The organism is Streptomyces sp. SCPE 10, assembly GCF_051980735.1.
Lineage (GTDB): Bacteria > Actinomycetota > Actinomycetes > Streptomycetales > Streptomycetaceae > Streptomyces > Streptomyces misionensis.
In genome coordinates this window covers 1303078-1318981 of record NZ_CP197069.1, presented here as the reverse complement: position 1 = coordinate 1318981, position 15904 = coordinate 1303078, and the positions used below count along the sequence as shown (strand labels likewise).

General features: G+C 75.6%; 15 protein-coding genes. 1 reads left to right on the top strand and 14 read right to left on the bottom strand.

Features of this window, described 5'->3' with window-relative positions; translation table 11 throughout:
- Positions 1-45 precede the first annotated feature (45 nt).
- Positions 46-732 (bottom strand): DedA family protein, encoded by a 687-nt coding sequence (locus ACSP97_RS06135; RefSeq protein ID WP_358274572.1) that lies wholly within the window; start codon positions 730-732, stop codon positions 46-48.
- Positions 733-1081: 349 nt separating this feature from the next.
- Here ACSP97_RS06135 and ACSP97_RS06130 point away from each other — a divergent pair, with 349 nt between their 5' ends.
- On the top strand, positions 1082-2329 hold the full coding sequence (locus ACSP97_RS06130; protein ID WP_355153793.1) for a PP2C family protein-serine/threonine phosphatase: 1248 nt from the start codon (positions 1082-1084) through the stop codon (positions 2327-2329).
- Positions 2330-2363: 34 nt separating this feature from the next.
- On the opposite strand, the gene ACSP97_RS06125 is transcribed toward ACSP97_RS06130, so the two are convergent.
- From ACSP97_RS06125 to ACSP97_RS06065, 13 genes are all read right to left on the bottom strand, one after another.
- On the bottom strand, positions 2364-3128 hold the full coding sequence (locus ACSP97_RS06125) for an NADase-type glycan-binding domain-containing protein (RefSeq protein WP_388290828.1): 765 nt from the start codon (positions 3126-3128) through the stop codon (positions 2364-2366).
- 505 nt (positions 3129-3633) lie between these two features.
- Entirely contained in the window at positions 3634-4197 is a 564-nt protein-coding gene (locus ACSP97_RS06120; protein WP_355153796.1) for a phage tail protein, read from the bottom strand.
- The gene (locus tag ACSP97_RS06115) at positions 4194-6152 is read right to left on the bottom strand and encodes a putative baseplate assembly protein (RefSeq protein WP_358274580.1); all 1959 of its coding nucleotides are present in this window, start codon (positions 6150-6152) and stop codon (positions 4194-4196) included. Before ACSP97_RS06115 ends, ACSP97_RS06120 begins: the two co-directional genes overlap by 4 nt.
- Positions 6152-6574: a GPW/gp25 family protein gene (locus ACSP97_RS06110; RefSeq protein WP_355153800.1), complete on the bottom strand. Its 423-nt coding sequence runs from the start codon at positions 6572-6574 to the stop codon at positions 6152-6154. Before ACSP97_RS06110 ends, ACSP97_RS06115 begins: the two co-directional genes overlap by 1 nt.
- Positions 6574-6891 (bottom strand): PAAR domain-containing protein, encoded by a 318-nt coding sequence (locus tag ACSP97_RS06105; protein ID WP_355153802.1) that lies wholly within the window; start codon positions 6889-6891, stop codon positions 6574-6576. The genes ACSP97_RS06110 and ACSP97_RS06105 overlap by 1 nt, the downstream gene beginning before the upstream one ends.
- A gap of 44 nt (positions 6892-6935) precedes the next feature.
- Positions 6936-8762, bottom strand: coding sequence for a VgrG-related protein (locus ACSP97_RS06100; RefSeq protein ID WP_355153803.1), 1827 nt, complete (start codon positions 8760-8762; stop codon positions 6936-6938).
- Positions 8759-9481, bottom strand: a complete 723-nt coding sequence (locus ACSP97_RS06095; RefSeq protein ID WP_355153805.1) for a CIS tube protein — start codon at positions 9479-9481, stop codon at positions 8759-8761. Before ACSP97_RS06095 ends, ACSP97_RS06100 begins: the two co-directional genes overlap by 4 nt.
- Before the next feature lie 43 nt (positions 9482-9524).
- Positions 9525-9950: a phage tail protein gene (locus ACSP97_RS06090; protein ID WP_070028111.1), complete on the bottom strand. Its 426-nt coding sequence runs from the start codon at positions 9948-9950 to the stop codon at positions 9525-9527.
- A gap of 48 nt (positions 9951-9998) precedes the next feature.
- On the bottom strand, positions 9999-13121 hold the full coding sequence (locus ACSP97_RS06085; protein ID WP_440556671.1) for a hypothetical protein: 3123 nt from the start codon (positions 13119-13121) through the stop codon (positions 9999-10001).
- A 3-nt stretch (positions 13122-13124) separates the two neighbouring features.
- Positions 13125-13283, bottom strand: a complete 159-nt coding sequence (locus tag ACSP97_RS06080) for a DUF6760 family protein (RefSeq protein WP_355153809.1) — start codon at positions 13281-13283, stop codon at positions 13125-13127.
- Positions 13280-13777, bottom strand: coding sequence for a hypothetical protein (locus tag ACSP97_RS06075; RefSeq protein ID WP_440556669.1), 498 nt, complete (start codon positions 13775-13777; stop codon positions 13280-13282). The genes ACSP97_RS06080 and ACSP97_RS06075 overlap by 4 nt, the downstream gene beginning before the upstream one ends.
- Positions 13774-14214 (bottom strand): phage tail protein, encoded by a 441-nt coding sequence (locus ACSP97_RS06070; RefSeq protein ID WP_046428592.1) that lies wholly within the window; start codon positions 14212-14214, stop codon positions 13774-13776. The genes ACSP97_RS06075 and ACSP97_RS06070 overlap by 4 nt, the downstream gene beginning before the upstream one ends.
- Before the next feature lie 44 nt (positions 14215-14258).
- Positions 14259-15812 (bottom strand): phage tail sheath family protein, encoded by a 1554-nt coding sequence (locus tag ACSP97_RS06065; RefSeq protein WP_355525019.1) that lies wholly within the window; start codon positions 15810-15812, stop codon positions 14259-14261.
- Between the last annotated feature and the right edge of the window lie 92 nt (positions 15813-15904).

The window sequence follows — 15904 nt, the reverse complement described above, 5'->3', positions numbered from 1 at the left end:
CATGGCGGGCGCCCGGCACCGCCGTCCCGTCGACCTCTCCCTGGGTCAGGGATCGCGCCGGTCTTGCCGGTCCTCTTGGTCGTGCCGGTCCTCTCGGTCCTGCCGGTGCCGCCGTTCGCGGTGGGTCCGGCCGGCCTCCAGCAGCAGCGGCAGCAGCGACAGCACGACGACCGCCACGACCAGCAGCAGCAGATAGTCGTTCACCTGGGGCACGGAGGCGCCGAGCGTGAAGCCCGCCAGCACCAGGACCTGCGACCAGAGCACCCCGCCCACGCTCTGCCAGAGGGTGAAGGGCCGCAGCGGCACCTCCAGCGCCCCCGCCACCGGATGCAGCACCGTGCGCAGCAGCGGCACGAACCGGCCGAGCACCAGCGCCTTGCCGTAGCCGTACCGGGCGAGCAACTCCTCGGCGCGGGACGCCGCGCCCTTCACCCGCCGGCTGGAGGTGCGCGCGAGCAGCGCCCGCCCGCCGTGCCGCCCGATCAGATAGCCGACCTGGCCCCCGGCCACCGCGCCGACCGCCGCGCACAGCAGCACCTGCCACAGCGCCAGGCGCGGCGGCTGCTGGGCGGTGCCCGCGCACAGCACACCGGCCGGGAACAGCAGCGTGTCCCCGGGCAGGAAGAAGCCGACGACCAGCAGACCGGACTCCGCGAAGATCACCGCCAGCACCCCGAGCGCGCCGAAGGCCGCCAGCACCGAGGCGCTGTCCATCGGGTTGACGGCGATCACCGGCCGTGCCTCCTGGCTTCCTCGCGGGTCTCCACCCTCACCAGGATCCCGTGCCCGGCGCGCCCGCGCCCACCCCCGGAGGAACCGCTCGGGAAAGAACGGACCGGACATCCGCCGGCCACCCGTCGTACACCTGGCCGTACACCCCGCCGAGGCAGCGTGGCCCCATGACGCACCACCCGTTCTCGCCCGTCCCGTCCGTCGCCGCGCTGATGGACGTCGCGGCCCTGCTCGCCGCGAGCTCCGGAGACCGGTCCTGGAGCGGGTCGCCGCCGGCCGGACGGAGCCCCGTGCGTGCTGATGTGGTCATGGCGGGACGGTGCGGGGATCCCCCTCTAAGGTGAGTGCTGTGGTGGATTGGTTTCACCCGTTCCGTCAGTCCACGGTGGACGCCGTCGAGCCCGGACACCGCGGACCCGCCCGGCAGGAGAGCCGCGTACCGGCGGGTCCGGCCGAGCTGCGCGCGGTGGCGGCCGGGATCGGCACCACCCTGGACGAGGACACCACCTGCGCCGAGCTCGCCCGCGCCGCCGCGGCCCGGCTGGGCGGCGCCGCGGCCGTGCTGAGCTGGGGCCGCGAGGCCGCGGTCGGCTACGCGGCCGTCGGCGGCGACCCGGACCTGCTGCCCGCGGCCCGGCGGGTCGCGGCGGCCGTCCGGCCGGGCACCGACCCGGACGCGGACCGGTGGATCGCGGCCGGGCCCGGCGACGACCGCGCCGCGCTCTGTGTGCCGCTGACGGCGGGCGGCCACTGCTACGGCGTGCTGGTCTGCGCCCGCGGGGACGAGCCGTTCCCGCGGGCACAGACCGAGTTCCTGCGGTTCCTCGCCGAGCGCGCCGCCTCCCACATCCGGCACGCCCGCGAGCACCACGCGGTCAGCGGCATCGTCGGCAAGCTCCAGCGCGCCCTGCTGGCCGAGCCGGGCCGGCCGCACCCCAATCTGGACGTCGCCATCCGCTATCTGCCGGTCGGGAACAGCACGCTGGTCGGCGGAGACTGGTGCGAGACCGTACGACTGCACTTCGGCCGCACCCTGCTGGTCGTCGGCGACGTCATGGGGCACGGCCTGGAGGCCGCCGTCGACATGACCGCCTACCGGTCCGCCCTGCGCTACATCGCCTCCGCCGACCTGCCCCCGCACCGCGTGCTGCGCCAGCTCGACGACATGGCCGCCGAGGAACCCGACCGCAGGCCCGCCACCTGCCTGCTGGCGCAGGTCGACCCCAACCGGGGCATGGTGACCCTGGCCGGCGCCGGGCATCTGCCGCCGTTCGTGATCGACCAGGGCGGGCGGGCCACCCGGCTGCCGGTGCCGGTCGGTCCGCCCCTGGGCACCGGCTTCGGCGGCTACGAGCCGGCCACCTGCCGTCTGGCGCCCGGGCAGACCCTCGTGCTGTTCACGGACGGTCTGGTCGAGCGCCGCGGCGAGGACATCGACCGCTCCCTGGACCGGCTGGCCGGCATCCGCTTCGGGGCCGCCGCCGGACCCGAGGAGATCCTCGACACCGTCGTCACCCGCCTCGACGTCCGCGACGCCGAGGACGACGTCGCCGTCCTGGCCGCCCGGCTGCGCCCGCGCTCCTCCCCGGCCGGGTAGCCCGACCGCACCCCGGGCGGGCCCGGCCGGACGCTCAGCTCCGCCGGAAGAACTCGACCTCCGCGAGGGCGACGTGCCGGCCCGCCGTCAGCCCGGTGACCGAACGCAGCACCAGCCGCACGCCCACCACGTCGTCGATCCCGGTCGTGACGGTCTGCGGTCCCGCCTTGTCGTCGAGGGACACCGACTTGCGGTGCACGGTGCCGTCCGAGGACGTCACCTCCATGTCCATCTCCAGGGCGCGGGCCTCGGTCGCGTACTGCTGGGGCGCGTCCGAGGCGCCGTTGGTGATGATGAGGTCCACCAGCCGGAACGGCTTGCCGAAGGTGTACGTCACCGACGCCCCCGGTCCCGGCGCACCCCAGTAGCGGTTGCTCAGGCCGTCCGTGGTGTTCGAGGCCGGGTGTCCGCTCACCGAGGCGCTCGCCGTGACGTGCACCGGGGTGACCGCCTTGGTGCCGCCCAGCTTGTCCCGGGTGTCCTCGATCAGGGCGCGTCCGGCGGGCAGCAGCAGGAACCCGCCCACGCACAGCGCGGCGACCACCACCAGGATGACCAGCAGCCGCACCCAGCGCCCGGAGCCCGCCCGCACCCGGCGCCGGAACGGCCACACGGTCCGCCACCACGGCAGCGCCTCCACAGCGGCCTGCGGGTCCAGCGGGGTGGCGCAGCGGCGGCAGAACCGGCGCCCCGGCGGGTTCGGCGTCCCGCACGCGGGGCACGGCGGCCCCACCACCTCCTCGCGCGCCGGCACCGGCCGCACGACGGGCCGCGGCGCGACCGCCTTGGCGGGTTGCACCGGGGCGGGCTGCCGCGGATCGGGTTCGGCGGGCTCGGGCGCACGGGGTGCCGGGGGCGCCGGGCGTGCCGCGGGCGCCGGGGGCACGGGCGGGGTCGGTGTGGCAGAGACAGGTGGTGTCGGTGGTGTCGCAGGTGCCTGTGGTGCCGCTGATGCCGGAGGTGCGGCGGGTGCCGCGGGGGTATTCGGGGCGTCGGCCGTGGCGGGAGCCGTACCGGCCGTCCTGGGTGTCGTACCGGCCGCGGAGCGGGCCGTGCCGGGGGCGGGCCCGGCCGGGACGCCCGGCGCGTCGTCGGCACCGGGGGTACGGTCGTCCCCTTCGCGGCGGCCCGTAGGGGGCTCCAACGAGGGCGAGGGCGGGGGCGCGGGGGTGTCGGCGGCCGGGCCCGGCTCCCGGGCGGAGCGGCCGGCCTCCGCCGACCACCCGAGGTAGGCGCCGCAGTTGCCGCAGAAGTCGTCGTCGGGGCCGTTGGACGCCCCGCACGCGGGACAGGCGCGCATGGCGTCACCTCCCTTCGTCGGCGGGCGGACCGGACAGGATCTCCACCCGGCAGGGGACGTGCACGGGACAGTGGGCGCGGACGACCTCCCGGACGCGGTCCGCGTCCACCTCCGGCTCCCGGCCGGGCCACACCCGGACCAGCACCTCGCCGGACGGCGCCGGCGGCAGGGGCGTGCCCGGGGTGCGGGACCACACCGCGCCGCCGTCGCCGGTGACCTCGGCGTGCACCCCGAGCGTCAGCCGCAGCCGCTCCACCAGACCGCGCCGGGTGCCGCGCCAGCGGTGCAGTTCGACCGCCCGCACCACGGCCTCGCGGCGCAGCTCAGCGGGCCATTCGGGGTCGTCGGCGGCGCCCACCCAGGACGCCAGCCAGGCCACGAAGTCCGCCGGGGCGACCCGAGGATCGAGATACGCGGGGAGGTTGTCGAGGGTGGAGAACACCGGGGCGAGGACGGTGTCCAGGCCCGCGGTGAACCGCTGCGCGAAGTCGTCGTCGGCGTAGAGCGCGGGCAGCAGCCCGCCGATGGGGTGCCGGCTCGGCAGGCCGGGTACGGCGGCACGGCTCATGGGCGGGCCTCCGGCTCCAACGGCTGCACGACGACCTGGTGCTGGTAGGAGAAGACCAGCGCGCCCGGACCCACGTCGATGCGGTCCACCGGCGCGCCCCGCCGCCCGGTGATCGGGTCGGCGGCGAACAGCCGGATCTCCTCCACCAGCGCATTGCCGGTGGCGCGTTGCAGCACGCCGAACACCTCCCCGTACTGCACCGGCCGCCCGAACGGCCAGCCGGTGCCGTCCGGGCCGCCGCGCAGCGGGTTGAGGTACCGGAACAGCGCGGCGAGCGCCGCGTCCCGCACCCGGTCGGTGTCGCCGGGCGCGGTCGCGAGCCGGGCCACCACGGTGACGCCCTGGTAGACCGGCGGCTCCACCACCAACCGGGTCCCGATCAGCCGCCGTTCGTCCAGGCTCCCGGTGATCGCGGCCAGCACCTGGTCCGAGGGGATGAGCTGCTCGAAGCGGAGCCGGTCGCCGTCGTCCGCCACCGCGTCCGGCACCACCAGCACCCGCACCGCGCCCGCCCCGTCCCCGGCGGGCAGACAGCGCACCCGGCGCACCGAGGGGGCCGCCTGCCGGGCGATGATCTCGTGGTCCTCCGCGGTGACCGCCCGCTCCTGCATGCGCAGCGCGTCCGGGGCCCGCAGCTTGGCGTTCTCCACCGTCTCGCCGTCCACCCCGCCGCGCGCCGCCTCCCGGTTGACGACCCGCGCGATGTACGGCACCGAACTGCGCAGCACGGAGATCGCGCCGCGGGCCACGTTGCCGGCCGGGCCGCCGCCGGTGCGGTAGCGGGTCACCCGGATGTGGGCGCCCTTCTCCGGCACCGCGCCGCACAGCCGCAGCGTCCCGTCCGGTTCGCGCAGCGCGGGCGGGAAGAGGAACTCGCCGGTGGTGGCGTCCACCCGGACGTGCCGGTCGCCGGGGCCCGAGCGGCCGAAGTGCTCGACGACCTCCCAGCGCTGCCAGCCGTCCGCCGAGGAGACCTCCACCAGTGGGGGCTCGCCGTCCAGCAGCACGGGCGGGCGGCCCAGCCGGAAGCTCTGGCCCGCGACGCCCTCCGAGGTGCCGAGCGGCACATCGGTGACGGTCTCGGCGTGCTCGACCGGGGTGGTGCCGCCGACGGTGAACACCGTCGCCTCCCGCACCGTCGGCGACTCCGAGTAGAACGGCTGGCCCGGCTCCGCCTCGGTGACCCGGCAGCGCAGCCAGCCCGCCCGGGTGCCGCCGATCACGGACGCCGTGTGCCCGGCCGGCACGTACACGATCACCTCGCCGGGCCGGTTCAGACCGCCCGTGGTGTCCGCACCGGTCTCGCACTCCTGCCAGCGGCCCCCGTCCCACGCCTCCCACGCCAGCGGCGGCTGGCGCGGGTCCACGCCGACGCCCTCCACCCGGCTGTCCAGGCGCACCGCCACGATGCACCGGGGCACCGCGGCGGGCAGCCCGAACAACAGCGCGTCGCCCGGCTGCGGGGCCGCCTGGAAGCAGCGCACGTCCCGGCCCTCGGCCAGCTCACCGGTCCGGTCGGTCTGCTCGCCGGCCCGGGGCGCGGTCACCAGTCGCACCAACTCGCTGGGCACGATGCGCAGTTCGCCGGTGGTCGCGAACACCACCGGCTCCTCCGCCTCACCGTCCGCGGTGGTCACCTCGGTGCCCGCGGGCAGCGTCACCGCCTCGGGCTGCGGCGCCGACAGCCAGAAGTCGACCTCGGCGCCGGCCGCCGCGGGCGGGAACAGCCGGATGCCCAACAGGTCCAGGAACGCGGTGTAGTTCTTGTCCGGCACCCGGTTCAGCCGGTACAGCAGCTGGTCCACGAGATAGGCGAACGTCTCGATCAGGGTGACGCCCGGGTCGGACACGTTGTGGTCGGTCCACTCGGGCGCCCGCTGCTGCACATAGCGCTTCGCCTCGTCGACGAGCTGCTGGAAGCGCCGGTCGTCCAGGTTGGGGGAGGGCAGGGCCATCAGTTTGCGACCGCTTCCTCGGCCCCCTCCTCGGAGGGGATCGTGTAGAAGGGAAACACCAGGTTGCGCCGGTCGTTGGTGGAGCGGATGGTGTAGCGCACGTCGATGTAGAGGGTGCCGGCGTCGACCTCGTCGAAGGCGACCACCACCTCGTCCACCGCGATCCGCGGCTCCCAGCGCTCCAGCGCCTCGCGCACCTGCTGGGCGATCCGGCCCGCCGTGGCGCCGTCGCCGGGCGCGAAGACGTAGTCGTGGATGCCGCAGCCGAACTCCGGCCGCATCGGCCGCTCGCCGGGGGCGGTGCCCAGGACCAGCCGGATGGCCTCCTCGATCTCCCGCTCCCGCTCCACCAGCGCGATCCCGCCGGTCGGCCCGACCCGCAGCGGGAACGCCCAGCCCCGCCCGATGAACCGCTCGCTCATCACACCCCTCCGATCTGCACGTTCAGGGCGCCGAGCAGCACCTTCGCGCCGCACGCCGCGGTGTCGCCCGCCCGCGCGGCCGGCAGCCCGCCGATCAGGACCATGCCCGAGGTCAGCGAGGCCGGGCTGGGCAGGAGCACATTGGCCGGGCCGAGCGCCGCGTGCGGCGGCATCGGGCAGGTGTGCAGACTGCCCACGACGGCGGCGGGACGGCCGCCGATCAGCACCCGGGCCACCGTCGCGGCGGCGCCGGGCGGCGGGGTGGCGATCACCCCGCCGTGACTGGTGGAATCGCCGGTACGGGCTGCGCCGGACATGGCGGGCTCCTCCTCGAAGTACGTGCGTACACAAAGTGCGTCGGTCAGTTGATGCGTACGAGGTCCGCCTTCAGCACCCCCAGCAGGCCGCCGTCCAGCGTGAGATCGGTCTGCCCGTTGACGGTCGCCGAACGGCCGTGCACCTTCACCGAGTTGGTGCCGTCGATGTCCACGTCGGCGCCCTTCACGGTGACCTTGCCGGTGCCCGCGTCGAGCGTGATGCCGCGCTCGTCCAGCCGCACCGAGGACAGCGCGCGCCGGCCGCCGGCCGCGTACACGGTCAGCTCGATCCGGTCGTTGCGGTCGTCGAGCAGCACCTCCATGCGCTCGTCCGCCGTCCGCAGCCGCACCCCGGACGGGCCCGGCGCCCGCGCGTCCAGCAGCTCCACCCGGTGCCCCGAACGGGACACCACGGAACGGCGGTTGACCTTGCCGCTGGTGCCGTCGACCAGCGGCACGTCGTGCGGGGACGGGCCGTCCACGCCGTTGTAGAGGCCGCCGATGACGTACGGGCAGTCCAGCAGGCCCTGTTCGAAGCCGACCAGCACCTCGTCGTTGACCTCGGGGCTGACCACGCCCCCGCCGCCCTTGCCGCCCCACTGCACCGTGCGCACCCAGTCGGTCACGTAAGTGTCGTCCAGCCAGGGGAACTTGAGCCGCACCGCGCCCTTCTGCGCGCCGCCCGGCTCCCGTACGTCCGTCACCACGCCGATCGCCAGACCCGGGATGCGCGGTCCGCGGCCGGGCGCGTTGGCGCCGGTCACCAGGCCCGCCAGGGACCGGTCGGGGCTGGCGCTGACCCACACCGTGGTCCGGTAGCCCTCACCGGGGTCCAGGCTGTGCTGCACGGCCGTCGCCGTGTACCGGCCGGAGAACGCGGGCCCGACGTTGCCGAGCGCCACCGGCAGGCCCGCCCGCAGCCGGGGACTGCCCTCCGCCACGACCTCCAGTTCGGCGAACCCGTCGGCCACCTGCGCGGAGATCGCCGCCGCAGCCGCGGTCGTCTCGGCCTGCGTACGGTACGGGGTGTCCGTCACCGTCAGCTTCGCCGACGCCCCGAACGTGCCGGCGAGCGCCGGGGAGAGGCCGGGCAGCACCGTCTTGCTGGCCACCGACGGCTGCCGGGCCACCAGCGGGGTCCTGGTGGTGACGTCCCAGCCGCGCACCTCCACCGAGGACGCGCCGTCCGCGCCCGACAGCGCGGCCCGCAACGCCAGCAGATTGCGCCCGTACTCCAGCACCATGGGGTTCTGCGTGGCCGGGGTCGACGGCGCGGGCGCCCCCGACGCCGGCTCGGGCCGGGTGAACTGGAGCACCCCCTTGGCGTCCACCCGCACCTGCGCGCCGCTCTCGCCCGCCAGGTACTGCAGGAAGTCCCAGTCGGAGACGTTGGCCTGCGACAGCTGCTTGTAGGTGACCGGCGCGGCCTCCACCTTCCCGCAGGCCAGACCCGCGCCCGCGGCCACCTTGCGCACGATGGCCTCGGCCGTCATGTTCCGGTACGCCACCACCTTGCGGCCCCGCTGGAGCCGGTGCGCCTTGGAGTAGCCGCGCACCACCGTGAACGACCCGGTGCCGTCCCGGTCGATCTCCACCGCGGTGACCTCGCCGTCGAACAACGTCTCGCGCGACTGCCCGGAGACCGTCATCACCGACACCCTCAGCGGTGTGCCGAGGGTGATGCCGCTCGCCCCCAGGAACTCGTTGTCGGGATCGCGGTAGGTGAGCACCGCGGTGTCCGGCAGGCCCACGTTCTCGTCCACCACACAGCTGACCAGCTGCGCGGCCCAGACCTGCGGCAGCTCGCCGGGTGCCTCCACGATCGGGTCCGCCGCGAAGGACCGGCCGCCCCGCGCCTCCGGTGTGCTCACCGCTCCTCCTCACCGCCCGCGTCCCCGAGCGCCGGCACCACCAGTTCGGTGCCGGGCGGCAGGTCCATCGGGTCGTCGATCCCGTTCGCCTCCGCGATGACCCGCCAGGCCGTCGCGTTGCCGTACTCCCGCCAGGCCAGCAGCGCGAGGCTGTCCCCGGCCACCACCGTGTGGGTGCTGCGGGCCGTGCGCGATCCCGAGGTGGGGTTCTGCCCGGCCGGGTCGACGCTCGCCTCCTCCACCGACAGCGCGCAGGTCGCCCGCAGCGGCTTGCCGTCGACATCGAACAGCGTGTACGTCACCGACAGGCTGGACAGCACCCCGTCGAACGACGTCGTGCGCGCGGTGCCCCACTCGAACCGCACCCAGGGGCTCGCCGGTTTCTTGCGCGCCAGACTCGCCGGTGTCGGCACACAGCCCTTCATCAGCTTCTCCACCGCCTGCTCGACCGAGTCGTCGTGCGTCGAGGTCGCGTCGAGGAACACCTCCAGGCTCAGCTCCCGCGGCCCGCTGCCCACGAACTCCGGCAGCGCCGACTGCCCGGCCATCCGCGACGGGGTGCGCCGCCACGAGGTGGTCTTGCGCAACTGCAACGTGGACGGATTGAACTGGAGGTTGAGCCGCGCGATGGTTCCGCCGGGCTTCGCACCGACCACCGAAGGGGGTTCCTTCAGGGTCAGCTGGGCCCGGGCACGGCTGGTGCGGACCGCAGGGGACATACCGGGAACTCCTTTCGAGCGGATCGGGACGACGGGGGCGGGATCAGGAGGGCCGCAGCCCCTCGTGGGCGATCTCCAGGGTCTCCACCGCCGCCTGCGAGGACGCCGGATCGAACGACGGGCCCTGCCAGCGCACCGGCACGATGCCGAGGACCTGCCAGCTGATGATCCGGGACAGATCCGGCTTCAGCGCCACGATCTCCCCGTCCTTGGGCTCCACCCGGCGCAGCGTCTGGTCGAGCCAGCGGCCGATCTTGACGGTGTCCGCGGTGACCGGCCGGGTGAGCGTGATGTTCGACCAGGTGACCCGGCCCGGCAGCTGCCAGGTGAAGCCGTTGTTGCCGCCCTCGGCGTAACTCTCCAGCTCCACCTGCGCGCCCATCCCGGAGCAGGTGTGAAAGGCCCCCAGGTCGTTGCCGCCGATCGAGAGCCGGAAGAACACGCTCGTCGCGAAGATGTTGTCCGTCATCCGTGGGCCATCCGTTCCATGTCCTCAGCGCGTCCTTCGGTGTTTCCTCTAGCGGCGTCCGTCGTAGGGCCGCCCGGCGCGTTCCCGGCCGCGCCGCAGATCGGCGCGGAGCAGCCGGGACAGCGGGTCCAGCAGGCGGCGTGCCAGGTCCTCCAGGTCGATCGCGGGCGCTTCGTGCGGCGCCGCCTCCTGCCGGACGTCCGGGCCGGTGGCCGCCGCCGGGAAGGAGGGCGGCGCGGAGACCGACCGCGGCCGGCCGCCACCCGCAGCCTTCGTCGCGTCCCGCTGGACGACCTGCACCGGAACGGCCCCCGGGGGAACGGGCTCCGACTGCGCGGGCCGGCCCGCGCGGACCACCGGCACGGGCGGACCGGGCGCGTGCTGCGGGGCCGGGGCGCCCTGGAGCGGCGGTGCCTGGGCCTCGGCCAGGGGCAGCACGGGCGCGCGCGCCCCCGGGGCGGCCGCGGACGCCGCCCGCTGCACGGGGGCGACCGGGCGGACGACGGGGACCTCGGTCCGGGCCGCCGTGGCGGACGGCCCGGGAGCGGAGGACGCCCGCCGTACCGGGGCATGCGGGGCCGGGGGCGGCGGTTCGCGCCGCCAGGACGCGGCGACCACGGGCGGCTTGGCGGGCGCGTCCTGGTGGGGGCGCGGCAGGCCGTCCGGTACCCGGGTGTTGAGGGCGAGCGGACGGGCGGCGAGCAGGGAGAGGGCGGGGGCGGACGCGGGTTCGGCGGGCCGGGGCCTGGCGAGGGCGCGGGCCACGACGACGGGACCGGCACCGGCTGAAGCGGTGGGGCTCTTCCGTGCGGCGGGGCGCGCGGCGGCCGCGCGGTCCGGGCCGGACGTACGGTCGGGGCCGGACGTGCGGGGCGCGTCACCGTTCGAGGGCGGTGCGAACCGGGGCACCAGCGCAGGGGCCGGGGGCCGCACGGCACCCGCACCGGACGGTGAAACGCCCGTCGGGGCGGGGGAGTCGGTCTCGGGCCGCGCGCCCAGGAGCGGAGCGGCCGCGTGCCGGCCGTCCGGCCGGGCAGGGGCCGGGCCGCGCGGCGAGGCGGTCGGCGGCAGCGCGGGGAGGGGCGCGCCCAGACCGCCACGGGCACGGGCCCCGGAGTGGGCGGCGCTCCTGGCGCGGTGCGGTGGGCCGTCCTTCTCCACGGCGGCCGCCGGACCGGCCGGGCTGCCGCCCCCGGTGAGCGCACCGTCCGCACCGGGGGCCGCCGTCTGACGCTGTACGACGGGAAGTTCCGGCCCGGTGGCCGGCCGGGCGCCGGGCGCGGCCGGGCGGGCCGCGGTCGAGGGCTCCGCGGCCTCGGGAGCCTCTGCCCGGTGCTCGACACCGGGCAGCAACGGCCCGGACACCGGCCGGACTTCGACGGACACCGGCCGGGCTTCGGCCGGGGCGGAGCCGTCCGCCTGGCGCCGGTCTCCCGGCAGTGCCGGGCGGGGTGTCGGCCCGGAGCCGGCTGGGGCGGTGTCGGCCGTCTGGCGCTGTATGACGGGGAGCTGGGGGTCGGCCGCCATCCGGACGCCGGGTGTGGCGGGGCGGGTGGTGGTGGATGCGGGCGCGTCTTCGGCCGGGGCGGAAGCGTCCGCCTGGGCTCCCGGCAGCACCGGCCTGGACGCCGGTCCGGCATCGGCGGGGGCGGTGTCGGCCGTCTGGCGTTGTACGACGGGGAGTTGGGGGCTGGTCGCCGCCCGGGCATCGTGGGGTGCGGGTGCGTCACCGGTCGGGCCGGAAGTGTCCGGTCGGGGTGGTGCTCCCGGCAGCACCGGCCTGGACGCCGGCCCGGCATCGGTCGTGTCGGTGTCGTCCGCCCGGCCCCGTACGGCGGGCGGTCGAGGGCCGGTTGCCGCCCGGGCGTCGGCTGCCGTGGGGCCGGGGGTGTCCGGGCGGCGCTGGACGGCGGGTGCCGTCGTGCCGGTGCCCCGCCCGCTGCCGGGCGCGGCGGGGCGGGGCCCGGAGTCGGCCGCCCCGGCGGGGGTGCCGGAGGCGTCCGTCCGGCGCCGGACGGACGGCGGGACGGCACCGGCACCGTCGGCACCGGAATCTCGCGTCGGACGCGGTACGGCCGTCGGCAGCGGTCCGGCGTCCGGTCGGCCCGTCGCGGCGGGACCCGGAGCCGTCACCTGGCGCTGCACCACCGGGAGCGACGGGCCGTTCCCCGGCCGACCGGCGGCCGCGGCCGGGCCGGGCGCGTCGGAGGCCGACGGGACGGCGGTGGGCGGGAGTTCCGCCAGCGGAGCGCCGAGCGCGGGACCCAGCGGGGACCGGCTTCCCGGACGCACGGGAGCGGCGGCACGCTGTGCCGCGGACTCCGCCCGCGCGGGCGTTTCACCGGGCACCGGTTCCGGCCGCAGCGCGGTGATGCGGCGCACCGGGCGGGCCGCCCGGCGGGCGACGATCGACGAGGGCCCGACCGGCCGGGGGCGCACGACCGGTGCCGCGGCCCCCGGCGCCGTACGGGGCGCGCCCTGGTCCCGTACCGGTCCGTCTTCCCCGGCACGGGGCGCGGCCACGGCGTTCCTGGCGTGCGGTACGACGGCGACGCGCCGGACCACCGGCAGTTCCGGACCGGTCACCGGACCGCTGCCGTCGGCCACCACCCGCTGGACGGGCGCCTGCCCGGCATGCCGGGCCCCGGCCGGTGAGCCGGTGCCGTCACTCCGTACCGGACGCGGCACCCGGGGGCCGGACGGCAGTGCCGCCGACGGCACCCGGGCCTCGGGACCGGCGCCCTCGTCGACCTCGTCGCCCTCGTCAGGGTCTCCCCGCAGCGCCCGCAGCAGCAACGGGCCGCCCTCGGCGGGCACCGACCGCTGCACGGCGGGCCGGGTCACGCCATGGACGAGACCGGCCGGGGCCGAGGGCAGCAGACCGTGGCCGAGGCCCCGGTCGAAGGAGGAGTTCTGCCAGGAGGCGAGGCCCGAGCGGAAGGCGAGGCCGTCGCTGACGCCGAGCGGGGCGCGGGAGACGGTCGGCACGACCGGCGCGACCCGCCGCCAGCCGCCGTCCCAGTCACCCGGCACGGACGCGGCCGGGCTCTGCGTGCCCGTACCCGCGCCCGGGACGGCACCGGCCGCGGCCGGACCCGCCGGAGCGCCGGCCGGGACCGTCCCCGCCGTGCCCCCGCCCACCCGGCGCCGGACCCCCTCCCACCAGCCCATCACTCAACCACCCTCGTTCATGCGGGCGTTGATGCGCGCGATCTCGCCCACCCACTGCCGGCGCTCCGCATGGGTGAGGTCGAGGATGTCCTCGCGCTGCCAGTGGAAGTGGTAGGCGATGTACGCGACTTCCTCCCGGAGCCGGGGAAGCGCGTACGTCACGATTCCCCCAGGCGCCCACCCGAGAGGTCCACCTCGAAGGCGCCCTCGCAGTGCGGGCAGGTCACCGCGGCGCGGGTGTGGCCCTCGCTGTTGACCCGGCGGTAGAAGTCCTGGAGGAAGGCGACATCGGTGGCGTACATGCGCTCCACGACGCCCGCGTGCACGTCGGTGATGGTGCCGAGCCGGGTGATCACCTGGCTCAGCAGCACCACACTGAGGTACGCGGGGTTCTCCTTGACCCGCAGGTCGATCTGCGGGCGCAGCTCGTCGCGGGCCGTGGCCAGCCGCATCGAGCCGCTGCGGTGCAGCGTGCCCGACTCGTCCACGTACCCGCGCGGCAGCTCGAACTCGAACTCGGTGCGCAGCCCGTTGTCGCGCGCGGCCGCGGGGCCGGGCGGTGGCGCCGGGGCCTGCGACTGCTCGGGGGCCGAGACGGGCGCCGTCGCGTCGAGGATCTCCTCCAGGCTGCCCGCCGTCACCGTACGGCGCCTCATTCGACGACGATCTCCTCGAAGACGATGGTGACGGTCTCGGTGGCCGCCGCGGACTCGCCCGCCTTCAGCGAGGGACCCTCCCACCGGGAGGCCCAGCCCTGCATCAGCTGGATGCGGCGGACCGTGTCGCCCTTGGAGTCCTTGATCTCGATGGTCAGGTTCTGCCGGGCGGTGTCGACGGCACCGTTGTTCAGGGTCTCCTTGATCCACTTGGTGAACTCGCTGGACTTGTCGAGTCCCCGGGTGATCGTGATCTCGCCGGCCTGCCGGGCGCCCGGCTGCTTACGGATGATCTGCTTGCCCTCCGAGGTGACCTGCCGTACCTCGACGACCTCCTCCTCGACGGTCAGGCCGCTGATCTCCTGGATGGACTCCACCATGTAGCCGCCGAGCTGCACGCCGAAGACATGGGTGGAAAGAGCATCGCCCTCTGCCATGACTGTTCGTCACCTTTCCTTGACCGACCCGCGGGTCACTGGTCTCACTCGTCGATGAGGCTGGTGCTGTCCGAGAACTGGGCCAGCCGGAAGACCACGAACTCGGCGGGCTTGACCGGTGCGACACCGATCTCGCAGACGACCCGGCCCTGGTCGATGGACTCCTGCGGGTTGTTGTCGCGGTCGCACTTGACGTAGAACGCCTCCTCGGCGGTGCGCCCGAAGAGCGCGCCCCGCCGCCATTCCTCGGTGAGGAACGCGGTGACATTGCGCCGGATGCTCGACCACAGCCGGTCGTCGTTCGGCTCGAAGACCACCCACTGGGTGCCCAGCAGGATGGACTCTTCGAGGTAGTTGAACAGGCGGCGCACGTTCAGGTAGCGCCAGGCCGGGTCGGAGGACAGGGTGCGGGCGCCCCAGATCCGGATGCCCCGGCCGGGGAAGGCCCGCACGCAGTTCACACCGATCGGGTTCAGCAGGTCCTGCTCGCCCTTGCTGAGCCGGAGTTCGAGGTCCACCGCGCCGCGGATCACCTCGTTGGCGGGCGCCTTGTGCACACCGCGCTCGGCGTCGCTGCGCGCCCACACGCCCGCGATGTGACCGCTCGGCGGGACCGTGGTGTTACGGCCGGACGCCGGGTCGAAGACACGCACCCAGGGGTAGTAGAGGGTGGCGTACCGGGAGTCGTAACCGGCCTCGTCGTTGCGCCAGGTGCGCACCTGCTGGGCGGTGAGTCCGGGCGGGGCGTCCAGCACGGCCACCCGGTCGCCCATCTGCTCGCAGTGCGAGATCACCGCGAGCTGCACGGTGCGCACGCCCTCGGCGTCGATGTCCCCGCGCTGGTAGGCGCCCATCAGGTCGGGGACCGCGACCATGGTGATCTCGTCGATGGCCTCCAGGCCGCCGAAGCCGGTGCGGGCACCGGCGTCGCCGACGTACTCGGCGGGGTCGAGCCGGGACACCTCGCCGGACGCGGGGGCCGCGGGCGCGGCCGGGGCGTCCGGCACGGCGACGGTCTGGGCGGTGGGCCGGGTCTGGGCGGCGTCGCGCTGCTCGGTGACCTCGATCAGCTTGGACGCCCGGAGCTGGCCGACCACATAGCCCTTGACGTTCTTGCGGGTGGAGACGTCGTACGTCTCGGCCACCTGGTCGCCGCGGCGGACCAGCAGCCGGAAGCGGTCCTCCGGCGGGTTCTCGCCCTCCGGGTCGGCGACCTCCACCGACACCCCGGTGACACCGGGGCGGGCCGCGACCAGGAAACCGCCGAGCGCGACCGGCTCGGGCGCCTGGCCCTGCCGGGGCACGCCCGCGGCCGGCGCGGAGGAGTCCCGGCCGGAGCCGCCGACGCGCACCACGTAGGCGGCGCCACCGCCGTTGGCGAAGTAGCCGTACACCGCGTGCGGCAGATAGGCGCCCTCGGTGAAGCCGCCGAACAGCTGGGTGTACTGGTCCCAGTTGGTGACGAGCGTCGGTTCGTGGAAGGGTCCGGTCTGGGCGAAGCCGACGAACGCGGCGACGGCGGTGCCGACCCCCTCGATCGGTCGGGCACCGGACTGCACCTCCTCCACGTACACGCCCGGGGTGAGGTACGTCGGCATGCTCGCTCCTTCATGTCCCATCGGTGTCACCTGCGTCGACGTCGAGTCTCCGAGGCGGGTGCGGCACGGCGACAGGGGCGCGCGGACCTCGG

Bases quoted from the DNA above. Each gene is read 5' to 3' on its own strand.
- ACSP97_RS06110 (WP_355153800.1), bottom strand. From the start codon at position 6,574: ATGAGCGAGCGGTTCATCGGGCGGGGCTGGGCGTTCCCGCTGCGGGTC.
- ACSP97_RS06120 (WP_355153796.1), bottom strand. From the start codon at position 4,197: ATGAGCCGTGCCGCCGTACCCGGCCTGCCGAGCCGGCACCCCATCGGC.
- ACSP97_RS06090 (WP_070028111.1), bottom strand. From the start codon at position 9,950: ATGACGGACAACATCTTCGCGACGAGCGTGTTCTTCCGGCTCTCGATC.
- ACSP97_RS06085 (WP_440556671.1), bottom strand. From the start codon at position 13,121: ATGGGCTGGTGGGAGGGGGTCCGGCGCCGGGTGGGCGGGGGCACGGCG.
- ACSP97_RS06070 (WP_046428592.1), bottom strand. From the start codon at position 14,214: ATGGCAGAGGGCGATGCTCTTTCCACCCATGTCTTCGGCGTGCAGCTC.
- ACSP97_RS06105 (WP_355153802.1), bottom strand. From the start codon at position 6,891: ATGTCCGGCGCAGCCCGTACCGGCGATTCCACCAGTCACGGCGGGGTG.
- ACSP97_RS06095 (WP_355153805.1), bottom strand. From the start codon at position 9,481: ATGTCCCCTGCGGTCCGCACCAGCCGTGCCCGGGCCCAGCTGACCCTG.
- ACSP97_RS06065 (WP_355525019.1), bottom strand. From the start codon at position 15,812: ATGCCGACGTACCTCACCCCGGGCGTGTACGTGGAGGAGGTGCAGTCC.
- ACSP97_RS06075 (WP_440556669.1), bottom strand. From the start codon at position 13,777: ATGAGGCGCCGTACGGTGACGGCGGGCAGCCTGGAGGAGATCCTCGAC.
- ACSP97_RS06115 (WP_358274580.1), bottom strand. From the start codon at position 6,152: ATGGCCCTGCCCTCCCCCAACCTGGACGACCGGCGCTTCCAGCAGCTC.